General features: G+C 48.4%; 19 protein-coding genes. 11 read left to right on the top strand and 8 right to left on the bottom strand.

What is annotated here, in order from left to right:
* Window positions 1-27 precede the first annotated feature (27 nt).
* Window positions 28-1,047, top strand: a complete 1,020-nt coding sequence (locus tag HYN48_RS02300; protein WP_108369598.1) for an NAD-dependent epimerase/dehydratase family protein — start codon at window positions 28-30, stop codon at window positions 1,045-1,047.
* Here HYN48_RS02300 and HYN48_RS02295 read toward each other — a convergent pair.
* The 3 genes from HYN48_RS02295 to HYN48_RS02285 are packed head-to-tail and all read right to left on the bottom strand — an operon-like array spanning window position 1,037 to window position 3,573.
* Window positions 1,037-1,474: a DUF4296 domain-containing protein gene (locus tag HYN48_RS02295; RefSeq protein WP_108369597.1), complete on the bottom strand. Its 438-nt coding sequence runs from the start codon at window positions 1,472-1,474 to the stop codon at window positions 1,037-1,039. The two genes, HYN48_RS02300 and HYN48_RS02295, sit on opposite strands and share 11 nt — an antisense overlap.
* A gap of 8 nt (window positions 1,475-1,482) precedes the next feature.
* Window positions 1,483-2,823: a dihydroorotase gene (locus HYN48_RS02290; RefSeq protein WP_108369596.1), complete on the bottom strand. Its 1,341-nt coding sequence runs from the start codon at window positions 2,821-2,823 to the stop codon at window positions 1,483-1,485.
* Window positions 2,824-2,847: 24 nt separating this feature from the next.
* A complete protein-coding gene (locus tag HYN48_RS02285) occupies window positions 2,848-3,573 on the bottom strand; it encodes a polyprenol monophosphomannose synthase (protein ID WP_108369595.1) in 726 nt (241 codons plus the stop codon).
* A gap of 97 nt (window positions 3,574-3,670) precedes the next feature.
* On the opposite strand from HYN48_RS02285, the gene HYN48_RS02280 reads away from it, so the two are divergent.
* Window positions 3,671-4,339, top strand: coding sequence for a DUF4271 domain-containing protein (locus HYN48_RS02280; protein ID WP_108369594.1), 669 nt, complete (start codon window positions 3,671-3,673; stop codon window positions 4,337-4,339).
* 19 nt (window positions 4,340-4,358) lie between these two features.
* The gene (locus HYN48_RS02275; RefSeq protein WP_108369593.1) at window positions 4,359-5,108 is read left to right on the top strand and encodes a uroporphyrinogen-III synthase; all 750 of its coding nucleotides are present in this window, start codon (window positions 4,359-4,361) and stop codon (window positions 5,106-5,108) included.
* Window positions 5,109-5,288: 180 nt separating this feature from the next.
* On the opposite strand, the gene pckA is transcribed toward HYN48_RS02275, so the two are convergent.
* The gene (gene pckA / locus HYN48_RS02270) at window positions 5,289-6,890 is read right to left on the bottom strand and encodes a phosphoenolpyruvate carboxykinase (ATP) (RefSeq protein WP_108369592.1); all 1,602 of its coding nucleotides are present in this window, start codon (window positions 6,888-6,890) and stop codon (window positions 5,289-5,291) included.
* A gap of 78 nt (window positions 6,891-6,968) precedes the next feature.
* A complete protein-coding gene (locus tag HYN48_RS02265; RefSeq protein ID WP_108369591.1) occupies window positions 6,969-7,355 on the bottom strand; it encodes a DUF423 domain-containing protein in 387 nt (128 codons plus the stop codon).
* Window positions 7,356-7,460: 105 nt separating this feature from the next.
* On the opposite strand from HYN48_RS02265, the gene HYN48_RS02260 reads away from it, so the two are divergent.
* Window positions 7,461-8,828 carry a saccharopine dehydrogenase family protein gene (locus HYN48_RS02260; protein WP_108369590.1) on the top strand — a complete coding sequence of 456 codons (1,368 nt, stop codon included), beginning with the start codon at window positions 7,461-7,463 and terminating at the stop codon, window positions 8,826-8,828.
* A gap of 174 nt (window positions 8,829-9,002) precedes the next feature.
* Window positions 9,003-9,473, top strand: coding sequence for an Lrp/AsnC ligand binding domain-containing protein (locus HYN48_RS02255; RefSeq protein ID WP_108369589.1), 471 nt, complete (start codon window positions 9,003-9,005; stop codon window positions 9,471-9,473).
* Window positions 9,474-9,563: 90 nt separating this feature from the next.
* Here the strand turns inward: HYN48_RS02255 and HYN48_RS02250 are convergent, their stop codons facing one another.
* The gene (locus tag HYN48_RS02250; protein ID WP_108369588.1) at window positions 9,564-10,247 is read right to left on the bottom strand and encodes a zinc metallopeptidase; all 684 of its coding nucleotides are present in this window, start codon (window positions 10,245-10,247) and stop codon (window positions 9,564-9,566) included.
* Window positions 10,248-10,414: 167 nt separating this feature from the next.
* On the bottom strand, window positions 10,415-13,282 hold the full coding sequence (leuS, locus tag HYN48_RS02245) for a leucine--tRNA ligase (RefSeq protein WP_108369587.1): 2,868 nt from the start codon (window positions 13,280-13,282) through the stop codon (window positions 10,415-10,417).
* Window positions 13,283-13,496: 214 nt separating this feature from the next.
* Between leuS and HYN48_RS02240 the strand changes: the two genes are divergently transcribed.
* The 5 genes from HYN48_RS02240 to HYN48_RS02220 are packed head-to-tail and all read left to right on the top strand — an operon-like array spanning window position 13,497 to window position 16,754.
* A complete protein-coding gene (locus HYN48_RS02240) occupies window positions 13,497-14,372 on the top strand; it encodes a cell division protein FtsX (protein ID WP_108369586.1) in 876 nt (291 codons plus the stop codon).
* Window positions 14,373-14,404: 32 nt separating this feature from the next.
* Window positions 14,405-14,665: a DUF3098 domain-containing protein gene (locus HYN48_RS02235; protein WP_108369585.1), complete on the top strand. Its 261-nt coding sequence runs from the start codon at window positions 14,405-14,407 to the stop codon at window positions 14,663-14,665.
* Window positions 14,666-14,702: 37 nt separating this feature from the next.
* Window positions 14,703-15,506: an undecaprenyl-diphosphate phosphatase gene (locus tag HYN48_RS02230; protein WP_108369584.1), complete on the top strand. Its 804-nt coding sequence runs from the start codon at window positions 14,703-14,705 to the stop codon at window positions 15,504-15,506.
* Window positions 15,506-16,195: a tRNA pseudouridine(55) synthase TruB gene (gene truB / locus HYN48_RS02225; RefSeq protein WP_108369583.1), complete on the top strand. Its 690-nt coding sequence runs from the start codon at window positions 15,506-15,508 to the stop codon at window positions 16,193-16,195. The genes HYN48_RS02230 and truB overlap by 1 nt, the downstream gene beginning before the upstream one ends.
* Complete coding sequence (locus HYN48_RS02220; RefSeq protein ID WP_181248505.1) at window positions 16,173-16,754, top strand: outer membrane beta-barrel protein; 582 nt, start codon at window positions 16,173-16,175, stop codon at window positions 16,752-16,754. The genes truB and HYN48_RS02220 overlap by 23 nt, the downstream gene beginning before the upstream one ends.
* Here HYN48_RS02220 and HYN48_RS02215 read toward each other — a convergent pair.
* Window positions 16,749-17,345, bottom strand: a complete 597-nt coding sequence (locus tag HYN48_RS02215) for a thioredoxin family protein (protein WP_108369581.1) — start codon at window positions 17,343-17,345, stop codon at window positions 16,749-16,751. The two genes, HYN48_RS02220 and HYN48_RS02215, sit on opposite strands and share 6 nt — an antisense overlap.
* Window positions 17,346-17,452: 107 nt before the next feature.
* On the opposite strand from HYN48_RS02215, the gene pyrH reads away from it, so the two are divergent.
* On the top strand, window positions 17,453-18,160 hold the full coding sequence (gene pyrH, locus HYN48_RS02210; RefSeq protein ID WP_108369580.1) for a UMP kinase: 708 nt from the start codon (window positions 17,453-17,455) through the stop codon (window positions 18,158-18,160).
* Window positions 18,161-18,213: the final 53 nt, after the last annotated feature.

Genomic DNA, 18,213 nt, shown 5'->3' with positions numbered 1-18,213 from the left:
ATTTGCCATAATCATTACCTTTGCCGCATGATTCTAGTCACTGGCGGCACCGGTTTGGTAGGCATGCATCTTTTAATGCTTCTCGCGGAAAAAGGCGAGCCTGTTCGCGCCATTTACCGCAATGCGGCACGCATAGACAATGTCCGGCAACTTTTTGAAATGCAGGGCAGGGCGTCAGCTTTTGAAGCAATCGACTGGCAGCCGGGCGACGTCACTGACATCCCGTCCCTAGAAAATGTATTCTCCGGCGTTTCGAAAGTGTATCATTGTGCCGCGGTGGTCTCCTTTGACCCGTCCGAGGAATTGCTGTTACGGAAGACCAACATCGAGGGCACAGCAAACATTGTCAATTTTTGTCTGGCTAAAAATGTCCGAAAACTGTGTTTCTTCAGTTCGATTGCAGCCTTGGGCGACCTGGCAGTCAATGAACATCATTTTTCGGAAACAACGGAATGGAATCCGGAGAAGTACCACAGCGACTATGCGATTTCGAAATACGGTGCTGAAATGGAAGTGTGGCGCGGCCAGCAGGAAGGGCTGCAGACGGTCATCGTCAATCCGGGTGTGATTATCGGGCCTTTGCCTGCCAAAGCAGATTGGCAACAAGGCAGCGGCAGGCTTTTTTGGGAAACCGCCAAAGGCATGAAATATTTCACCAAAGGCATGACGGGATTTATAGGCGTTTGGGATGTTGCGAAGATTGCGTATCAATTGATGGAAAGCGATATCCGGTCGGAAAGATTTGTCCTCGTTGCCGAAAACCTGCCGTTCGACGCTTTATCCCGAACGCTCACAACTGAACTCGGCGTGCGACCGCCCACGGTATACGCATCAAGATGGATGACGTCTCTGGCATGGCGTGCCGATTGGCTCCTGTCAGCATTGCTTTTCCGGAAGCGAAAGCTATCGCGCGCTACCGCACACGCACTGCATTCGCAGGAACAATATGACCACAGTAAAGTGAAGGCAGCGCTGGATTTCGATTTTGAGCCTATCGCGGATGTGATCCGGAAAACCGCCGTGTATTTCAGGGAAACTAACGTTTAACAGCGGGCTTGGTCCTTTTTGGCGGGCTGATCAGTTCGCTTTTACCTTCATCCAATTTGAGTTTAGGATGCGGTTTGGAAAGTTCGGCTTTCCAGATGGAATCTGACTTTTTCTGCTCGCTTTCGAGGCGCGAGGCTACTTTTTCATACATTTTGGCATAGCCGTCGATGTCATTGGCGTAATAACGGTCGCTCCTCGCAAACTGCAGGCTGTCAACCTTATACTTTTCATAAATATAAGTGGACGGGTTGATTTTACGCTCTGAGATCGAAGTGGGCTCAGACAGCCTGATTGCTTCAAGCAGCGACAAATCATAAATGATATCGACCATTTTATCCTTCGGAATCAGGTTGTCAGGCTTCTCCACTGATTTGCCCGTGCAGCCTGCCAGGAACAGTGCCGATAAAAAAAACGCAATCTTCCTCATAAATCACATTAACGGTTAAACAGCAGCCTTTGTCCGCACTGGATGTCTTTTACCTTGAAATTGTTATAAACCAGTTCGCCATTTACAAAAGTATGTGTAATTCTTGATTTAAACGTAAAGTTTTCAAAAGGTGACCAGCCGCACTTGTAAAGGATGTTTTCTTTCTTGACGCTCCAGGGCATTCCGGAATCGACAATCACGAGATCAGCGTGATAGCCTTCACGGATGAATCCACGCTTTTCTACGGCAAACAATTTCGCCGGATTGTGCGCCATCTTTTCTACAATTTTTTCAATCGATATCTTTCCCTGATGGTGGGCTTCAAACATCGCGACTACCGCATGCTGTACAAGCGGTCCGCCGGAAGGCGCCTGCAGGTAGGGTAATTTTTTTTCTTCCGAAGTGTGCGGTGCGTGGTCTGTCGCGATCACGTCAATGCGGTCGTCGAGCAACGCCTCCCAAAGCGCATTGCGGTCTTCGGCGGTCTTTACCGATGGGTTCCATTTGATGAGGTTGCCTTTGGTGGCATAATCGTCATTGGTAAACCAAAGGTGGTGGATGCAGACCTCCGCAGTGATTTTCTTCTCTTCTAAAGGAATCTTATTCGTGAAAAGCGCTGTTTCCTTTCCCGTAGAGACGTGGAAAATGTGCAGGCGGGCGCCGGTTTTCTTAGCGAGTTCAATCGTTTTTGAAGACGAAATATAACAGGCTTCCTCGCTGCGGATCAAATGGTGGGCCGTAACGGGTATGTTGTCGCCGTATTCGGCCTTAAATTTCTCGAGATTGTTTTTGATTGTGGTTTCGTCCTCACAGTGCGCCGCGATGAGCATGGGCGTGCTCGAGAAAATCCGTTCCAAAGCCTCTTCACTGTCCACGAGCATGTTTCCTGTTGAGGAACCGAGGAACAGCTTGATCCCGGCGACATTGCGCGGATTGGTTTTGAGGATCTCGTCGATATTGTCGTTGGTGCCGCCCAGCATAAACGAATAGTTTGCATACGAACGGCCCTGGGCCAGTTGGTATTTCTGCTCCAGGAGTTCCTGGGTTACCGCGTTCGGGATCGTGTTCGGCTGTTCGATGAACGATGTAATGCCTCCGGCGACGGCCGCCCTCGACTCGGTCGCGATATCGCCCTTGTGCGTCAGCCCCGGTTCACGGAAATGCACCTGGTCGTCAATCGCGCCCGGAATCAGGTAATTTCCCTGGGCATCGATGATTTTTGTCGATGATGATTTCGAGCTGATGCTGCCGGCTATCTCAGCGATATACTGGTCTTCTATCAATAAATCGCCTTCGAAAATGGTGCCTTCGTTGACGATTCTGGCATTCCGTATTAATGTCCTTTTCATATGCTTGCACTTTGGCTTATTGGCTTAAAGCCGGTTGAAAAATTTCCTGATCCGCAACGAAATCACCCCAAAAACGGCTTCCTTGATAATGGAATTGCTCATTTTCGACTCGCCCTTGGTACGGTCAGTGAAGATGATCGGCACTTCAGAAATGACGAACTTTTTCGCGTAAGCCCTGTATTTCATCTCAATCTGAAACGCATACCCGATGAATTTGATCTCATCAAGGTTGATGCTTCTCAGGACCTCGCTTCGGTAGCACATGAATCCGGCGGTCGCGTCATGGATTTTCATCCCTGTGATTGCGCGCACGTAAACCGATGCAAAATAGGACAACAGTACGCGGCTCAGCGGCCAGTTGACTACATTGACGCCGGTGACGTAGCGCGACCCGATGGCCACGTCCGCACTTTCAAAATGGCAGCAATGATACAGTTTTTCAAGGTCTTTGGGGTTGTGCGAAAAATCAGCATCCATCTCAAAGACATATTGATACCCTTTATTGATTGCCCACTTGAATCCGTGAACGTAAGCGGTTCCCAGCCCAGCCTTTTTTTGTCTTTGTTCCAGAAAAACCCTGCCCGGAAATTCCTGTTGCAATTCGGTCACCTTTGCAGCGGTATGGTCAGGTGAATTGTCATCGATAATCAGCAAATCAAACGGCTTGTGCTGCGAGAGGACGGCCCTGATGATGCTTTCGATGTTTTCAATTTCATTGTAGGTTGGGATGATTACAACGCTGTCGGTCATGCTGTAGTGGAATTTCACGGCAAAAATAATCTTTTTATTCGTGCCTATTCTTAATTAATCCATAATATATCCAAACAAAAATGTTTAATTTTACCGCATGACAGCGGCCATTTCATTTCACGAGCGGATCATCGAAAACAAAGACTGGGCGACGGTTTTGTTTGTAGTGTGTCTTGTGCTGATCGCCGTTGCAAAATCAGTTTTTGAAGGACGGTTTTCTGATTTTTCAAAACTCATTTTTTCTGACAAATACATTAAGATTTACAAGGACAGTTCAAACCTGATGAGCTGGTTTACCATCACGCTGTTTATCGTGCAGGTGTTGTCAGTGGCTTTTTTTGTGCAGTTCGTGCTGAGTTATTTCGGCTACGTTTCAAAAACCGACTGGACGGTGTACGTGCAGCTTTTTACATTGACGACCGTGTTCGTGTTGTCGAAGTTCCTCGTAGAAAAGATCATCGCGGTATCGTTTAATATTGAGGAGTTTACTGAGCAATTCAACCTGCAGAAGGTGAGCTACCGCACCTATCTGGGCATCCTGCTGCTCCCGGTAAATATTTTTCTCTTTTATACCGATTCTGTGTCCATAACTGCAATTTATACCATTATTGCTATTATTTTGATAATAAACGTGCTGACATACCTTAATTCTTTGAGGATGTATCAAAATTTGATAATGGGTAAGTTGTTTTATTTTATTTTGTATCTTTGCGCACTTGAAATAGCGCCCTACTATTTTATGTATTATTGGTTTACAAAAAGTTAGCCTAAAGAAAGTTTATACTATGAAAGTGAAAACAATTTTGGTCTCGCAGCCAGAGCCTAAAGTAGAGAATTCCCCATACTTCGAGCTGCAACAGAAGCACAAGGTAAAAATTGATTTCAGACCTTTTATCCATGTTGAAGGGGTTAGTGCAAAAGACGTCAGGCTGCAGAAAATCGACCTTAACAACTACACCGCAATCATACTAACGAGCAAGAATTCCATCGACCACTTTTTCCGCGTGGCGGAAGAGATGCGGTACAAAATTCCTGAAGGGCTTAAATATTTCTGCCAATCCGAGGCAATTGCATTCTACCTGCAAAAATATGTCGTCTATCGGAAAAGGAAGATTTACGTGGGTCAAAAGGACTTTGTTGACATGTCCCCGTTGATTAAAAAATACAAGGACGAAAAGTTCCTGCTTCCCGCGTCGGACCAGCTCAATGCCGATGCACCACAGGTTTTGAACAATCTTAAAGTCGACTGGACCCAGGCCACTTTTTACAAAACCGTCATGAGCGACCTGTCTGACCTCGCCGATGTGTATTACGATGTATTGGCTTTTTTCAGTCCGACCGGAATCAAGTCGTTATTCATGAACTTCCCTGACTTCGAACAAAACAATACGCGAATTGCAGTCTTCGGAAGCACGACGCAAAAGGAAGCCCTGGAGCACGGACTTCGCGTCGATATCATGGCGCCTTCGCCTGAAGCACCATCGATGACCATGGCACTTGAAAAATATATCGCTAAAGCAAATAAGGAAAAATAGGAAGAGAAAAATACTTTTACGAAAAGCTGCATTTTGCAGCTTTTTTTGTAGGCAGGCAGTAAGTTTTGTGGTACCGGCCATCGACCTGTTAGCGGCCATTCCTTCCTTCGTTAATAACGTTGGATAATAAAAAAACCCGCCTCAATTGAAACGGGTTTTCGTGAATCGCATCTTTATTTTTTATGTCAAAGGCCCGCCCGCTAAAATCTCAGCGTTGGCAAACTCTTCAAATTTTGCAAAATTGTCCCTGAATTTTCCGGCCAGTTCTGCTGCTTTGGCGTCGTATTGGTTTTGATCGGCCCAGGTGTTGCGTGGATCAAGGATTTCATCGGGAACGTTCGGGCACGATTGCGGCATCGCCAATCCGAAAACACTGTGCTGCCTGTACTCGACATTGTCAAGTTCCCCCCTGAGTGCGGCAGTAATCATCGCACGTGTGTATTTGAGTTTCATCCTGTGTCCAATGCCATAAGGCCCGCCGGTCCATCCGGTGTTAATCAGCCACACGGTCACGCCGGCTTCCTGCATTTTTTTGCTGAGCATCTCAGCGTAACGCGTAGGGTGCAGCGGCATAAACGGGGCACCGAAACAAGCTGAGAAATTCGGCTGTGGTTCGTTGACTCCGGCTTCAGTTCCCGCTACTTTCGCAGTGTAACCGGAAATAAAGTGGTATGCAGCCTGCCCCGGCGTCAATTTTGAGATCGGGGGCAGTATGCCGAAAGAATCTGCCGTAAGGAAGAAAATATTTTTAGGGTTTTTGCCGATCGATCCCGGCTGTATGTTGTCAATATGGTAAATCGGGTAGCTCACGCGCGTGTTCGGTGTGATCGAAACATCAGCGTAATCCACCTCGTTGGTGCCGGCTTTAAAAATTACGTTTTCGAGGATGGCGCCACGCTTGATGGCGTGGTAGATATCGGGCTCGTTCTCTTCAGAAAGGTTGATGACTTTCGCATAGCAGCCGCCTTCAAAGTTGAATACGGTATTTTCGCTGGTCCAGCCATGCTCATCGTCGCCAATCAGCTTGCGGTCCGGATCGGCAGAAAGCGTCGTTTTCCCGGTGCCTGAAAGTCCGAAGAAAATCGCTGTGTCGCCGTTTTCACCCACATTGGCGCTGCAATGCATAGGCAGCGTGTTTTTATCTACCGGAAGGATGAAGTTCAGCGCTGAGAAAATGCCTTTTTTCATTTCCCCGGTATATCCTGTGCCGCCCACGAGCGCAATCTTCCTCGTAAAGTTGAGGATTGCGAAATTGTGCTGCCTCGTACCGTCAACGGCCGGATCAGCCATGAATCCCGGTGCGCAGATTACGTGCCAGTCTGCTGTGAAATGGTCCAATTCCGAAGCGTCCGGCCTCAGGAACATGTTGTAGCAAAACAGGTTTGACCAGGCAGTTTCCGTCACGACGCGGACGTTAAGCCTGTAGTTGTCGTCGGCACAAACGTAACTGTCTCTTGCAAACACTTCCTTATTCGAAAGATAGGCAGTGACTTTGTCGTATAATTTATCAAAATTTTCAGGAGAGAAAGGGATGTTTACCTTACCCCACCACACTTCATTTTCGGTAATGTCATCTTTTACGATAAAACGGTCCTGGGGTGACCGTCCGGTGAATTCGCCGGTATTGATGGCAAGGGCTCCCGTAGATGCTTCGACACCCTGTCCGGCCTGTATCGTCATGTCGTGCAATTCGTCCGGGGTGAGCTGGTAATGGACTTTCGCGTTGTGTATGTTTAAATTTTCCAACGAAATCGATTTCGTGATCAAAGCGTTATTTGCCATAAAATTTTAAGTTGAGTTGTAAATTTTAAAGAGCAAAAGTAAAAAATTAAAATTACAACGTTGTAGTTACGCCAAAATTTATGATTTTTTGCGAAAAACGGCAACGAATAACCAAAACCAGCCTACAATCAGCAATGTTCCGCCAAAAGGTGTGAGGATTCCGACGAATCGGAGACTGATGTCAGCTGCCGACAGCAAGGCCAATGTGTAAAGCGATCCTGAGAACAGGACTACGCCCCAGACAATCAGGTTGAAGATTATATTTCTCGCGCGGTCTGTAATGAGGTCAAGTCTCCCCAGGACCAAAAGGAACACGGCGTTGTACATTTGGTAACGCACTCCGGTCTCGAATGCGGCCAGGAGTTCGGGAGTCAACATTTTTTTCAGCGCGTGCGCGCCGAAAGCCCCGAGCACAATGCCCAAAAATCCTAAAAACGCGCCGGTGCCAACGATTTTCTTTTCCATCGTCTAAAATTTGGATAAAAGTAATGCGCGCCATCCTAAAAAACAACCCGGCTTGCTTTTTTATAAATATAACAAATACCTACATTTGCGCCAGAATCACAACAAATGAGAAATATCCTGATCATTGGTGCCGGACGCTCGGCATCTTCGCTGATACAATACCTGCTTGCCAAATCCGATTCGGAAAACCTGCACCTGACCATCGGTGACCTTTCCGTCGAACTCGCGCAAAAGAAAACCAATAACCACCCTAATGCCACCGCAATCGCATTGGATATTTTTGATGAAGCGCAGCGCAGGGCCGAAATCGGCAAAGCAGACATTGTCATCTCGATGCTGCCCGCACACCTGCATTTTGAAGTCGCAAAGGACTGCATCGGATTCATGAAGCATATGGTCACGGCGTCATACATCAGCGATGCCATGCAAAGCCTCGACGCAGCCGCAAAGGAAAACGGGCTGGTATTCATGAATGAAATCGGACTCGATCCCGGCATCGACCATATGAGTGCGATGAAGGTCATCGATGAGATCCGGGATAAAGGTGGGAAGATGATTTTGTTTGAATCGTTCTGCGGCGGACTCGTAGCACCGGAGTCTGACGACAACCTGTGGAATTACAAATTTACCTGGGCACCGCGAAATGTTGTCCTTGCAGGGCAGGGTGGGGCGGCCAAGTTCATTCAGGAAGGCACTTACAAATACATCCCATACCATAAACTTTTCCGGCGGACCGAGTTCCTGGAAGTCGAAGGCTATGGCCGATTTGAGGGCTATGCCAACCGCGATTCGCTCAAATACCGAAGCATCTACGGACTCGACGATATCCTCACCCTCTACCGCGGAACCATTCGCCGCGTGGGGTATTCCCGCGCCTGGAATATGTTCGTACAGCTCGGCATGACCGACGATACGTATATGATCGACAATTCAGACACCATAAGCTACCGCGAATTCACCAACCTTTTCCTGCCCTACCACCCCACGGACTCGGTGGAAATCAAGATGCGCCTGCAACTCGGGATAGAACAGGATGACATCATGTGGGACAAATTGCTCGAACTCGATATTTTCAACCCGGATAAGATCGTCGGCCTCAGGAATGCCACGCCGGCGCAGATCCTTGAGAAAATCCTGTCGGATAAATGGACGCTGCAGCCGGACGACAAGGACATGATCGTGATGTATCATAAATTCGGTTACGAGATCGACGGCGAACAAAAGCAAATCGACTCAAAGATGGTCTGCATCGGCGACGACCAGACTTATACTGCCATGGCCAAGACCGTTGGGCTCCCCGTTGCCATGGCGACGCTCCAGATCCTCAACGGCAACATCACCACGCCGGGCGTCCAGCTCCCGATACGCCGGGAAGTCTATGAGCCCATATTGAAGGAGCTCGAGGAGTATGGCGTCATTTTTAATGAAAAACAGGTGACTTATTTCGGATACAATCCGGATAAGCTCAGTTAGTTTTTTTTGCAGCTATTCCGGCTGTACGCTGCTATCTTTTATTTTTTAAAGAAAAAAATAAAAGGATATCCGCTGCCATCCGGGCTGGGGTCCCGTGTGTGGTCGTTGCACAATTTCCCGATCAGGTTTACATTTCCAAATAAATGCATACATTCGGTTTAAATTTGCAACCGAATGAAAATAAATGCCCTTCAGATAGAAATTGATGGCATCGACAAGGAAATCCTTCGCGACCTGATGGCCGATGCCCGTAAACCCATACTGCAGATCGCCAACAAAATTGGCATTTCCGGCGCCGCAATCCACCAAAGATTGCGCAAGCTCGAGCAATCAGGTGTCATTTCAGGATCGAAATTTACCGTAAGCAACAAGGTTCTGGGTTACAGCACGATGGCTTTCGTCGGGATTTACCTTGACAAAGCCGCCCGGAATCCTGAGGCCGTGAAGGAGTTGCGTAAAATTCCTGAAGTCCTGGAGTGCCATTACACCACCGGAAACTGGTCCATCCTGATCAAGATCATCTGCCGCGACAATGAGCACCTCATGAACCTGCTCAACACCAAAATTCAGGTCATCGAGGGCGTCTCGCGTACAGAAACTTTCATCTCGCTTGACCAGCAGATTGAGCGACAGATCCAGTTGTAACCTGCACCGTCACGGGAAAAACAGGCGCGTCGGGTAAAAAAAAAGTCCGCAACCAAATGCTGCGGACTCCTCAATGATTTCATCTCCTGCTTACCTGCGGTTGTTCGAATACACTGAAATATAATACAACAACGTCGCAATCGAGCCGATAGCGGCGACGACGTAGGTACGTGCGGCCCACTTGAGCGCATCTTTCGCGCCATCGTGTTCCTGCCTTGTCAGCATCTGCCTGTTTTCAAGCCAGGCCAGCGCCCGTTGGCTCGCGTCGTACTCCACGGGTAGTGTGATGACGGTAAACAAAGTGGTCAGCGCGAAAGCAAAGATGCCCACGAGCAGCAACTCCGGAAAGGTCTTGATCATCAGGATGCCCGCAATCAGGATCCACTGGATCATGCCGGAAGCCACGCTCACCACGGGAACCAGTGTCGAGCGCAATTTCAGCATCGAATACGCCTGAGCATGTTGCACCGCATGGCCGCATTCGTGCGCGGCAACGGCAGCAGCGGCCGCATTGCGTTGGTTGTAAACGGCCTCGCTGAGGTTTACCGTTTTGTCGGCGGGGTTGTAATGGTCAGTCAGGCGGCCCTCGGTCGAGATGACTTTTACGTCATAAATTCCGTGATCGGCGAGCATTTTCTCAGCGATCTCCCGACCTGACATATTGTTCTGCAAATGCAGTTTGGAGTAATGTTCAAATTTTCGCTTCAGCGTATTGCCGACCAACCAGCTTACGCCCATAATCAGAATGGCGAGAATCAGATATCCGGGTCCCATAGTAATGTAGTTTAATAGTTTCCCGGGTAAAAGCAAAATGCAAGCCAGAGGAGAATTGCGTCAATTTGGCAGTGAACTAAAAATTTAAACCACATAGAAACATACGCTTTACGGTGTGTCTATGTGGTAAAAAATTAATAAAATAAGTCTATCCGGTTTGATGAGGGCTATCCGACAATATTGATGATTTTTCCCGGAACAACAATCACCTTATTGGGCGTACGGCCTTCTAATTGTTTTGCAGTACGTTCGTCGTTCATCACGATGTCTTCGATCTGTTCTTTGGATAAATCCAGCGGAAGCTCGATCGTAAAACGCGTTTTCCCATTAAAAGACACCGGGTATTCTTTGCTGCTTTCCACCAGATGCTCGGGATTGAAGATCGGGAAGGGTACCGTCGCGATGCTGCCGTCGTGCCCGAGGTGTTTCCACAATTCCTCAGCGATATGTGGCGCATACGGAGAAATGATGATTGCCAACGGCTCTAAAATCACGCGCTCGTGGCAATTCATGGCGCTGAGTTCATTGACGCAAATCATAAACTGGCTGACCGAGGTGTTGAATGAGAAATGCTCGATATCATCCTGGACTTTCTTAATTGTCTTGTGTAGTGTTTTCAACGCTTCTTTCGAGGCGGGATTTGCATTGACGATCAATCCCTTATCGTCGAAATAAAGTCTCCATAATTTTTTAAGGAAACCGAAAACACCGGTGATTCCGGCCGTATTCCAAGGCTTGGACTGCTCAAGCGGCCCGAGGAACATCTCGTACAGCCGCAGCGTATCGGCGCCGTATTCCTCGCAGATCAGATCCGGGGTGACGACGTTGTATTTGGATTTGGACATTTTTTCGACTTCGCGGGCTACGATGAATTTGCCGTTGTCTTCAGTGATGAATTCGGCATCCGCAAAATCAGCACGCCAGTTTTTGAATGCGTCGATATCGAGCTCGTCGGATGCATTTACCATATTGACGTCGGCATGAATGGGTTGTACTTTTTGGTCGCCCACCTTGTTTTTGGAAACAAAAGTATTTGTTCCCTCGAGTCGGTACGCAAAAGCGCTTGTCCCCAATATCATCCCCTGATTGATCAATTTCTTAAACGGCTCATCCTGATTGATGAATCCGCGGTCTTTCAGGAACTTGTTCCAGAAACGGGCATACAGCAAATGCCCGGTCGCGTGCTCGCTTCCGCCAATATATAGATCGACATTCTGCCAGTACGCTTCGTCTTCTTTCGAAACAAACTCAGCCTCATTGTGCGCGTCCATATAACGAAGCCAGTACCATGAACTTCCGGCCCAACCCGGCATCGTATTCAATTCAAGTGGGAATACGGTTGAGTGATCAATCTTGTCATTCGAAACGACTTCATTTTTGACAGTGTCCCAGGCCCATTCTTTTGAGTTGCCCAGCGGCGGCTGCCCGTCTTCTGTAGGAAGATATTTCTCCACTTCAGGAAGGTGGATGGGCAAATGTTGTTTGTCGATCATCTGCGGCATGCCATTTACATAATATACCGGGAATGGCTCGCCCCAGTACCTTTGACGCGAAAATACCGCGTCGCGTAAACGGTAGTTCGTCTTGCCTTTGCCCTGGCTGATTTCTTCGAGCGCCGTGATGGCTTTTTTGGTGGCTTCCTTATAATTGAGTCCGTCGAGGAAATCCGAATTGGCAATCACAACATTGTCCTTTGAAGCATGCGCGGATTCAGAGATGTCGATGCCATCAAAAATGTTTTTTATTGCGATGCCGAAGTGCTTCGCAAACGCGTAGTCGCGTTCGTCACCACACGGCACGGCCATAACTGCACCGGTCCCGTAGCCGGCCAGGACATAATCACCTATCCAAACCGGGATGGCCTCTTTTGTAAATGGATGTTCGGCGTAGGCACCCGTAAATACGCCCGAGATTGTCTTCACATCAGCCATGCGCTCGCGTTCTGAGCGGCGCGCGGTGGCCTCTACATACGCCTCGACGGCCGCTTTCTGCCCGGGCGTTGTGATTTTTGAAACGAGTTCGTGTTCCGGGGCCAGCGTCATAAACGTGACGCCGAAAATCGTATCAGGACGGGTGGTGAACACCTCAATTTTATAATCACTGGTTTCGTCGCCGGAAAGGATATAATCGATATTGTCGCTTTCATTTTCAGAATTTTTCAACCTGAAGGTGACCGATGCACCGACCGATTTCCCGATCCAGTTCCGCTGGCTTTCCTTGAGCGCCTCAGTCCAGTCGATGGTTTCCAGGCCTTGCAGCAGCCGTTCGGCGTATGCGGAAATGCGCATGCTCCACTGCGTCATCTTTTTGCGGATGACGGGATGCCCGCCGCGTTCTGAGACGCCATTCACGATTTCATCATTGGCCAGGACCGTACCCAGTGCCGGGCACCAGTTCACTTCCGTTTCGGCGAGGTAGGTCAGGCGGTACTGAAGCAGGACCTGTTGCTTTTTTTCATCGGAAAACGCATTCCATTCAGACGGGAAGAAAATGTCCACATCGTCATCGCAGACCGCATGCACGGTAGCATTGCCGCTTCGTTCAAAAATGGCAACCAGCGTTGAGATGTCGTCCGCCTTATCGGTGTCCTTATTGTACCATGAGTTGTAGAGCTGGATGAAGATCCACTGCGTCCACTTGTAATACTCAGGTGATGAAGTGCGTACTTCGCGGCTCCAGTCGAATGAAAACCCGATTTTGTCCAGTTGCTCGCGGTAACGCGCGATATTTTCCCTCGTCGTCTTCTCGGGATGCTGCCCGGTCTGGATCGCATATTGTTCTGCCGGAAGGCCAAAACTGTCGTATCCCTGCGGATGCAGTACGTTAAAGCCCTTATGGCGTTTGTAGCGCGCATAAATATCCGAAGCGATATAACCCAGCGGATGCCCTACGTGAAGCCCGGCACCGGAAGGGTACGGGAACATGTCGAGCACATAATATTTTGGTTTGCCTGAGTTGTTTTCCGCGGCAAAGGTCTGGTGGTCTGCCCAGTATTTTTGCCAGTTCTTTTCGATTTCGGTAGGATTGTACTTCATGAGGAGTTTACAGTTTACAGATTACAGCTGACAGTCGGGTGGGTGTTTAACATCGTCAGCGCACAATGAAATGCCGCAAACCATAAACCGTAAACCGTGAGCTGTCAACCAAAATCGGGCAAATTTACGCTTATTGTACGAAAGTCAAAACTTTGCACGTTATAAACTGCCGTTAAGGATTTTCTTTATATTTTTACGCCATAATTTTCCAACTATGAGTTCGTCTTACGAAAAGTTCAAAAAGCGCCGGCTGATTACGTCTTATTTTTCTGTCGTACTAAGTATTTTTCTGGTGCTTTTCCTGTTGGGCGGTTTAGGTTTATTTGTTATCAATTCCCAAAAGCTTTCCGACCATTTCAAGGAAGAAATCCCCATGACGATTTTCTTCAGGAATGAGGCAACAGACAGTGTTCACAAGGCGTTTGCGGCTGAGTTGAAAACAGCCCGTTTTGTGAAAAACAGTGAATTCGTTACCAAGGAAGAAGCGGCCAAACGGTATTCAAAGGAAATGGGCGAGGACTTCATGGCTTTTGCCGGAGAGAATCCGCTTGAGAACAGTTTCGATATCCACCTTAATGCCGCGTACATCCGCAACGACAGCATCCGTAAAATAGAGGACCGGTTCCGTAAAAATGACATGATTTCGGATATTGTTTACGATGACGTACTTGTCGACCTGGTTTACCAGAACATCGAGGACGTCAGTATGTGGATCCTCGTGGCCAGCGCTATTTTTGCACTGATTGCGGTACTGCTGATCAACAGCTCCATGCGGTTGTCAATATACTCCAACCGGTTTATCATCAAAACGATGCAGATGGTCGGTGCGACCAAATCGTTTATCCGCAGGCCGTTCATCGTGCGCAGCATACTGCTAGGGATCATCGGATCGGTGTTGGCCGTAGCCGCATTGCTCATTGCGCTGGTTACGCTTGACGAGCATTACCCTGACCTTAAAATAGTCGAAGACCAGGCCATGACGGGACTGGTGTTGCTCGGCGTCATCGTGACCGGCATCCTGATCACGTGGGTCAGTACGTTTTTTGCCACCCAGCGCTTTTTGAACCTCAGGACCGACGACCTTTATTAAGCAACTTCAGCAACACTTTAGCATAAGAACAGATGAAACATTCAGAACAGCACAAGCACAAGGACGACTTCCTTTTCGACAAGATCAACTATAAAATCCTGCTGATCGGACTGGGCGTGATTGCATTGGGTTTTATCCTGATGACGGGTGGCGGCAGTGATGATCCGAAAGTTTTCAGCGAAGATATTTTCAGTTTCCGAAGGATCCGCCTCGCACCGACCACGGTGCTGATCGGTTTCGGGATCACAATCTATGCCATACTGAAATCCCCTAAGTCAGTTGGAAACGAATAGCAAATATTCCCCAAAAACAACCTAACACGCATCCCGTATGGATTATATTCAGGCGATCCTGCTCGCAATCATCGAAGGCATAACCGAATTCCTGCCGATTTCCTCTACCGGGCATATGGTCGTTTTCTCGTCCTTTATGGGTATTGAGAAAGACGACTTTACCAAATTATTTGAAATCGTAATCCAATTGGCCGCAATCCTTTCCGTAGTGGCCATCTACTGGCGCAAGTTCTTCGATTTCAAAAGACCGGGCTTTTATGTCAAGCTGATGATTGCCGTGATTCCGGCATTATTCATCGGTGGTCTCTTCAAGAAGCACATCGAGAAGATGATGGAAACGCCCGTGGTGATTGCCATAATGCTGCTCATCGGAGGTATCGTACTGCTTTTTGTCGACAAGTGGTTCCCGAATCCGAAAATCACTGACGAGACGCAGATTTCCAACAAGAAAGCCCTTACTATTGGATTTTACCAAACCTTGGCCGTCGTGTTCCCGGGCACGAGTCGCAGCGCAGCGACGATTATTGGCGGGATGGAACAGAAGCTGGATCGGAAGACTGCGGCTGAATTTTCATTTTTCCTTGCCGTTCCCACGATGTTTGCGGCCACAGTGAAAAGCATTTACGACGTCTGGAAGAACTCGCCTGAGGTACTCAATACCGACAACCTCGGATTGCTGGCTGTCGGGAACGTCGTGGCATTCATCGTCTCTTACGCTTCGATTAAATTCCTGATCAATTACCTGACCAAAAACGGATTCAGGATTTTCGGGTATTACCGGATTGCACTTGGGATTATCCTGCTTTCGATTTATTATTTTGAATCACCGGCTTCTGCATAATGACAGCTGAAGATTTCCAGAATGGCCAGATCCTGCTGGTTGACAAACCCCTTCAATGGTCGTCGTTTCAGGCGGTCAACAAGATGAAATGGGCGCTAAAGAGTAAACTTGGCATCCGGAAAATTAAAATTGGCCATGCCGGAACGCTCGATCCACTGGCTTCAGGCCTGCTGATTGTCTGCACTGGGAAATTCACCAAAAGGATTCCGGAATTGCAGGGCCAGCAAAAGGAATACACAGGCACATTCTATATTGGGGCTACTACGCCGTCTTATGACCTGGAAACGGAAATCGACGCGACCTTCCCGATTTCCCATATCGATGACACAATGATTGAGCGGGCCGTAATGCAGTTCATTGGTGAAATTGACCAAAAACCGCCGGTTTTCTCTGCGATAAAGAAAGACGGCAAACGCCTTTACGAACACGCGCGCGCCGGCGAAACGGTTGAAATCGCTGCCAGAAAAACCACAATCCACGAATTTGAGATTACCCGTATCGCATTGCCTGAGGTTGATTTCCGGGTGGTATGCAGCAAGGGAACCTACATCCGATCGCTCGCCTACGATTTCGGGAAAGCACTGCAGTCCGGTGCCCACCTCACGGAGTTAAGGCGCACTAAGATCGGGGATTATCATGTTGACAATGCCATAAACGTTGCTGATTTTGAAAACACTTTGTTACCATAAATTATTAGGCTGCACTTTATTGTTCCTGGCCTGCCTCTCTGTAAACGCGCAGCAGGAAGAGCAGCCACGTAAAAACAAGAATTATTTTGGGTTTGAAATCGCCGCGCCCATCAAGCAAAACGAGGCGTACGAAGAAAATGAAGACGAACCTTTTTTTCGCGGAGCCGGATTTTACGTCCGTGCCGGTTTCGGCCGGCGTCTCAGCGATTGGGCGTCAGTGGGGCTGCATTCCGGGATAGAGTGGAAGTTTGATCCGGATTTGACCGCCGCACCGGTATTTGCAAATCTTAAAATTGCGCCCAAATTGTCACAGGACGATGAGGTCAGGCCCACCGTGTCATTCGGTTACGGCAAAGTTTTCGTATTGAACAAAAACCATTTTTCGGGAAATTTCCTGCGCGGCAACCTGGGTTTGGATATTGCTATCCTTGATGCCAATGGAAGCCGTCAGTCCGGTACGCTTTCGGTATTTTTCGAAATCTCTTATTATCATTTCAGGCCGGAGGATTTTGAGAACCTCTCCACATTTAATGTGGGCCTCGGCTATACCTTCCTATAAAGCGGCCATGATTGCCGCAATCTCGTTCTGGATGGAGATGCCCTTGTCTTTAGTATACCAAAGCTGTAGCGCGGTTTTTCCTTCGTCGTCAAATACCCCGACCCGCCGCTTATAATCCGTTACAAGTTCCACCGCGCCTTTGGGCCGCGGCCCCCAAACTGCCCTGACACCGAGATCCTCATCCAATATGATTAATTTCGGTATCGACCGTGTATTGTTCGTCAGGAACAAATCCATTAACGCCGGATGGTCGTCGCGCAGTACGATTTGAAGTGTAATGTGGTCATTTTCCCGCGCAAGTTTGTCCAATATGGGCAGGATCTGCGCCGCGTCACCGCACCAGCCTTCGGAGAGGACCAGCCAGGTGAAACCTGAGCCGATTGACCGGAGTTTGCGGGCGTTTTCTTCAGACACCGTAACGGTCTTTTCAAGCCGGTTCATACGGGCTTCATTCATGCGGCTGTAATGCGTGAGATCTTCAGACTGCCGGTGTCCGGTAGATTGGTTTTCGGACAGCAATTTTGCAATGAGGCTGCGGTATTCGGCATAGCTTAGCGCGTCGGCGAGGCCGGCTGTAATCGGGTTTTCCATGCGGCAAAATTAGGCCAAATACGCCGCAAATCCCAAAATCGGATTTGTTATTTGCCGTGGTCAATTATCAATTAAATAATTATATTTGCACAACTCAACAAAACACTATGAAATTCAAAAGAATCCTCCTGAAATTAAGCGGTGAGGCCCTGATGGGAGAGCGGCAGTACGGCATCGATCCGGCAAGATTGGCAGAATACGCCGACGACATCAAGACAATCCACGACCAGGGTGTGCAGATTGCCATCGTGATTGGCGGTGGAAACATCTTCAGGGGTGTCGCAGGAGCCAGCAACGGCATGGATCGGGTTCAGGGCGATTATATGGGCATGCTTGCCACTGTGATCAACGGCATGGCATTGCAGGGAGCCCTCGAAGATAAAGGCATGTTGACGCGTTTACAGACTGCGCTAAAAATTGAAGCGATTGCGGAACCCTACATCAAAAGACGGGCTGTACGCCATCTTGAGAAAGGACGTATCGTTATTTTTGGGGCAGGCACCGGAAATCCTTATTTTACGACGGATACTGCGGCTGTGCTGCGTGGGGTTGAAATCCATGCCGACGTGATCCTGAAAGGTACGCGCGTTGATGGTATTTATACCGCCGATCCTGAGAAAAACCCGGATGCGGTAAAATTCGACTACATCTCGTTTGACGATGTACTGAAAAAAGGCCTTAATGTCATGGACACCACGGCGTTTACGCTAAGCCAGGAAAACCAGTTGCCGATTGTTGTTTTCGATATGAATAAGAAAGGCAACCTGCTCAAAATCTGCGCGGGAGAAAACATCGGGACGGAAGTGAATGTATAGACCGTTTAGACAGCTTGGGCTTTCAGATTTCCGGCCGATACGGAAATAAGTTG

This window comes from Flavobacterium magnum, assembly GCF_003055625.1.
GTDB lineage: Bacteria > Bacteroidota > Bacteroidia > Flavobacteriales > Flavobacteriaceae > Flavobacterium > Flavobacterium magnum.
Note: the sequence above shows the minus strand (reverse complement) of the source record. Positions and strands in the feature narration are given on the sequence as shown.

Coding starts and splice junctions, on each gene's coding strand:
- HYN48_RS02240 (WP_108369586.1), top strand. CDS start 13,497: ATGAGTTCGTCTTACGAAAAGTTCAAAAAGCGCCGGCTGATTACGTCT.
- HYN48_RS02285 (WP_108369595.1), bottom strand. CDS start 3,573: ATGACCGACAGCGTTGTAATCATCCCAACCTACAATGAAATTGAAAAC.
- HYN48_RS02215 (WP_108369581.1), bottom strand. CDS start 17,345: ATGGAAAACCCGATTACAGCCGGCCTCGCCGACGCGCTAAGCTATGCC.
- HYN48_RS02265 (WP_108369591.1), bottom strand. CDS start 7,355: ATGGAAAAGAAAATCGTTGGCACCGGCGCGTTTTTAGGATTTTTGGGC.
- truB (WP_108369583.1), top strand. CDS start 15,506: ATGACAGCTGAAGATTTCCAGAATGGCCAGATCCTGCTGGTTGACAAA.
- HYN48_RS02290 (WP_108369596.1), bottom strand. CDS start 2,823: ATGAAAAGGACATTAATACGGAATGCCAGAATCGTCAACGAAGGCACC.
- HYN48_RS02280 (WP_108369594.1), top strand. CDS start 3,671: ATGACAGCGGCCATTTCATTTCACGAGCGGATCATCGAAAACAAAGAC.
- HYN48_RS02295 (WP_108369597.1), bottom strand. CDS start 1,474: ATGAGGAAGATTGCGTTTTTTTTATCGGCACTGTTCCTGGCAGGCTGC.
- HYN48_RS02260 (WP_108369590.1), top strand. CDS start 7,461: ATGAGAAATATCCTGATCATTGGTGCCGGACGCTCGGCATCTTCGCTG.
- HYN48_RS02255 (WP_108369589.1), top strand. CDS start 9,003: ATGAAAATAAATGCCCTTCAGATAGAAATTGATGGCATCGACAAGGAA.
- HYN48_RS02300 (WP_108369598.1), top strand. CDS start 28: ATGATTCTAGTCACTGGCGGCACCGGTTTGGTAGGCATGCATCTTTTA.
- pyrH (WP_108369580.1), top strand. CDS start 17,453: ATGAAATTCAAAAGAATCCTCCTGAAATTAAGCGGTGAGGCCCTGATG.
- HYN48_RS02235 (WP_108369585.1), top strand. CDS start 14,405: ATGAAACATTCAGAACAGCACAAGCACAAGGACGACTTCCTTTTCGAC.
- HYN48_RS02230 (WP_108369584.1), top strand. CDS start 14,703: ATGGATTATATTCAGGCGATCCTGCTCGCAATCATCGAAGGCATAACC.
- pckA (WP_108369592.1), bottom strand. CDS start 6,890: ATGGCAAATAACGCTTTGATCACGAAATCGATTTCGTTGGAAAATTTA.
- HYN48_RS02250 (WP_108369588.1), bottom strand. CDS start 10,247: ATGGGACCCGGATATCTGATTCTCGCCATTCTGATTATGGGCGTAAGC.
- HYN48_RS02275 (WP_108369593.1), top strand. CDS start 4,359: ATGAAAGTGAAAACAATTTTGGTCTCGCAGCCAGAGCCTAAAGTAGAG.
- leuS (WP_108369587.1), bottom strand. CDS start 13,282: ATGAAGTACAATCCTACCGAAATCGAAAAGAACTGGCAAAAATACTGG.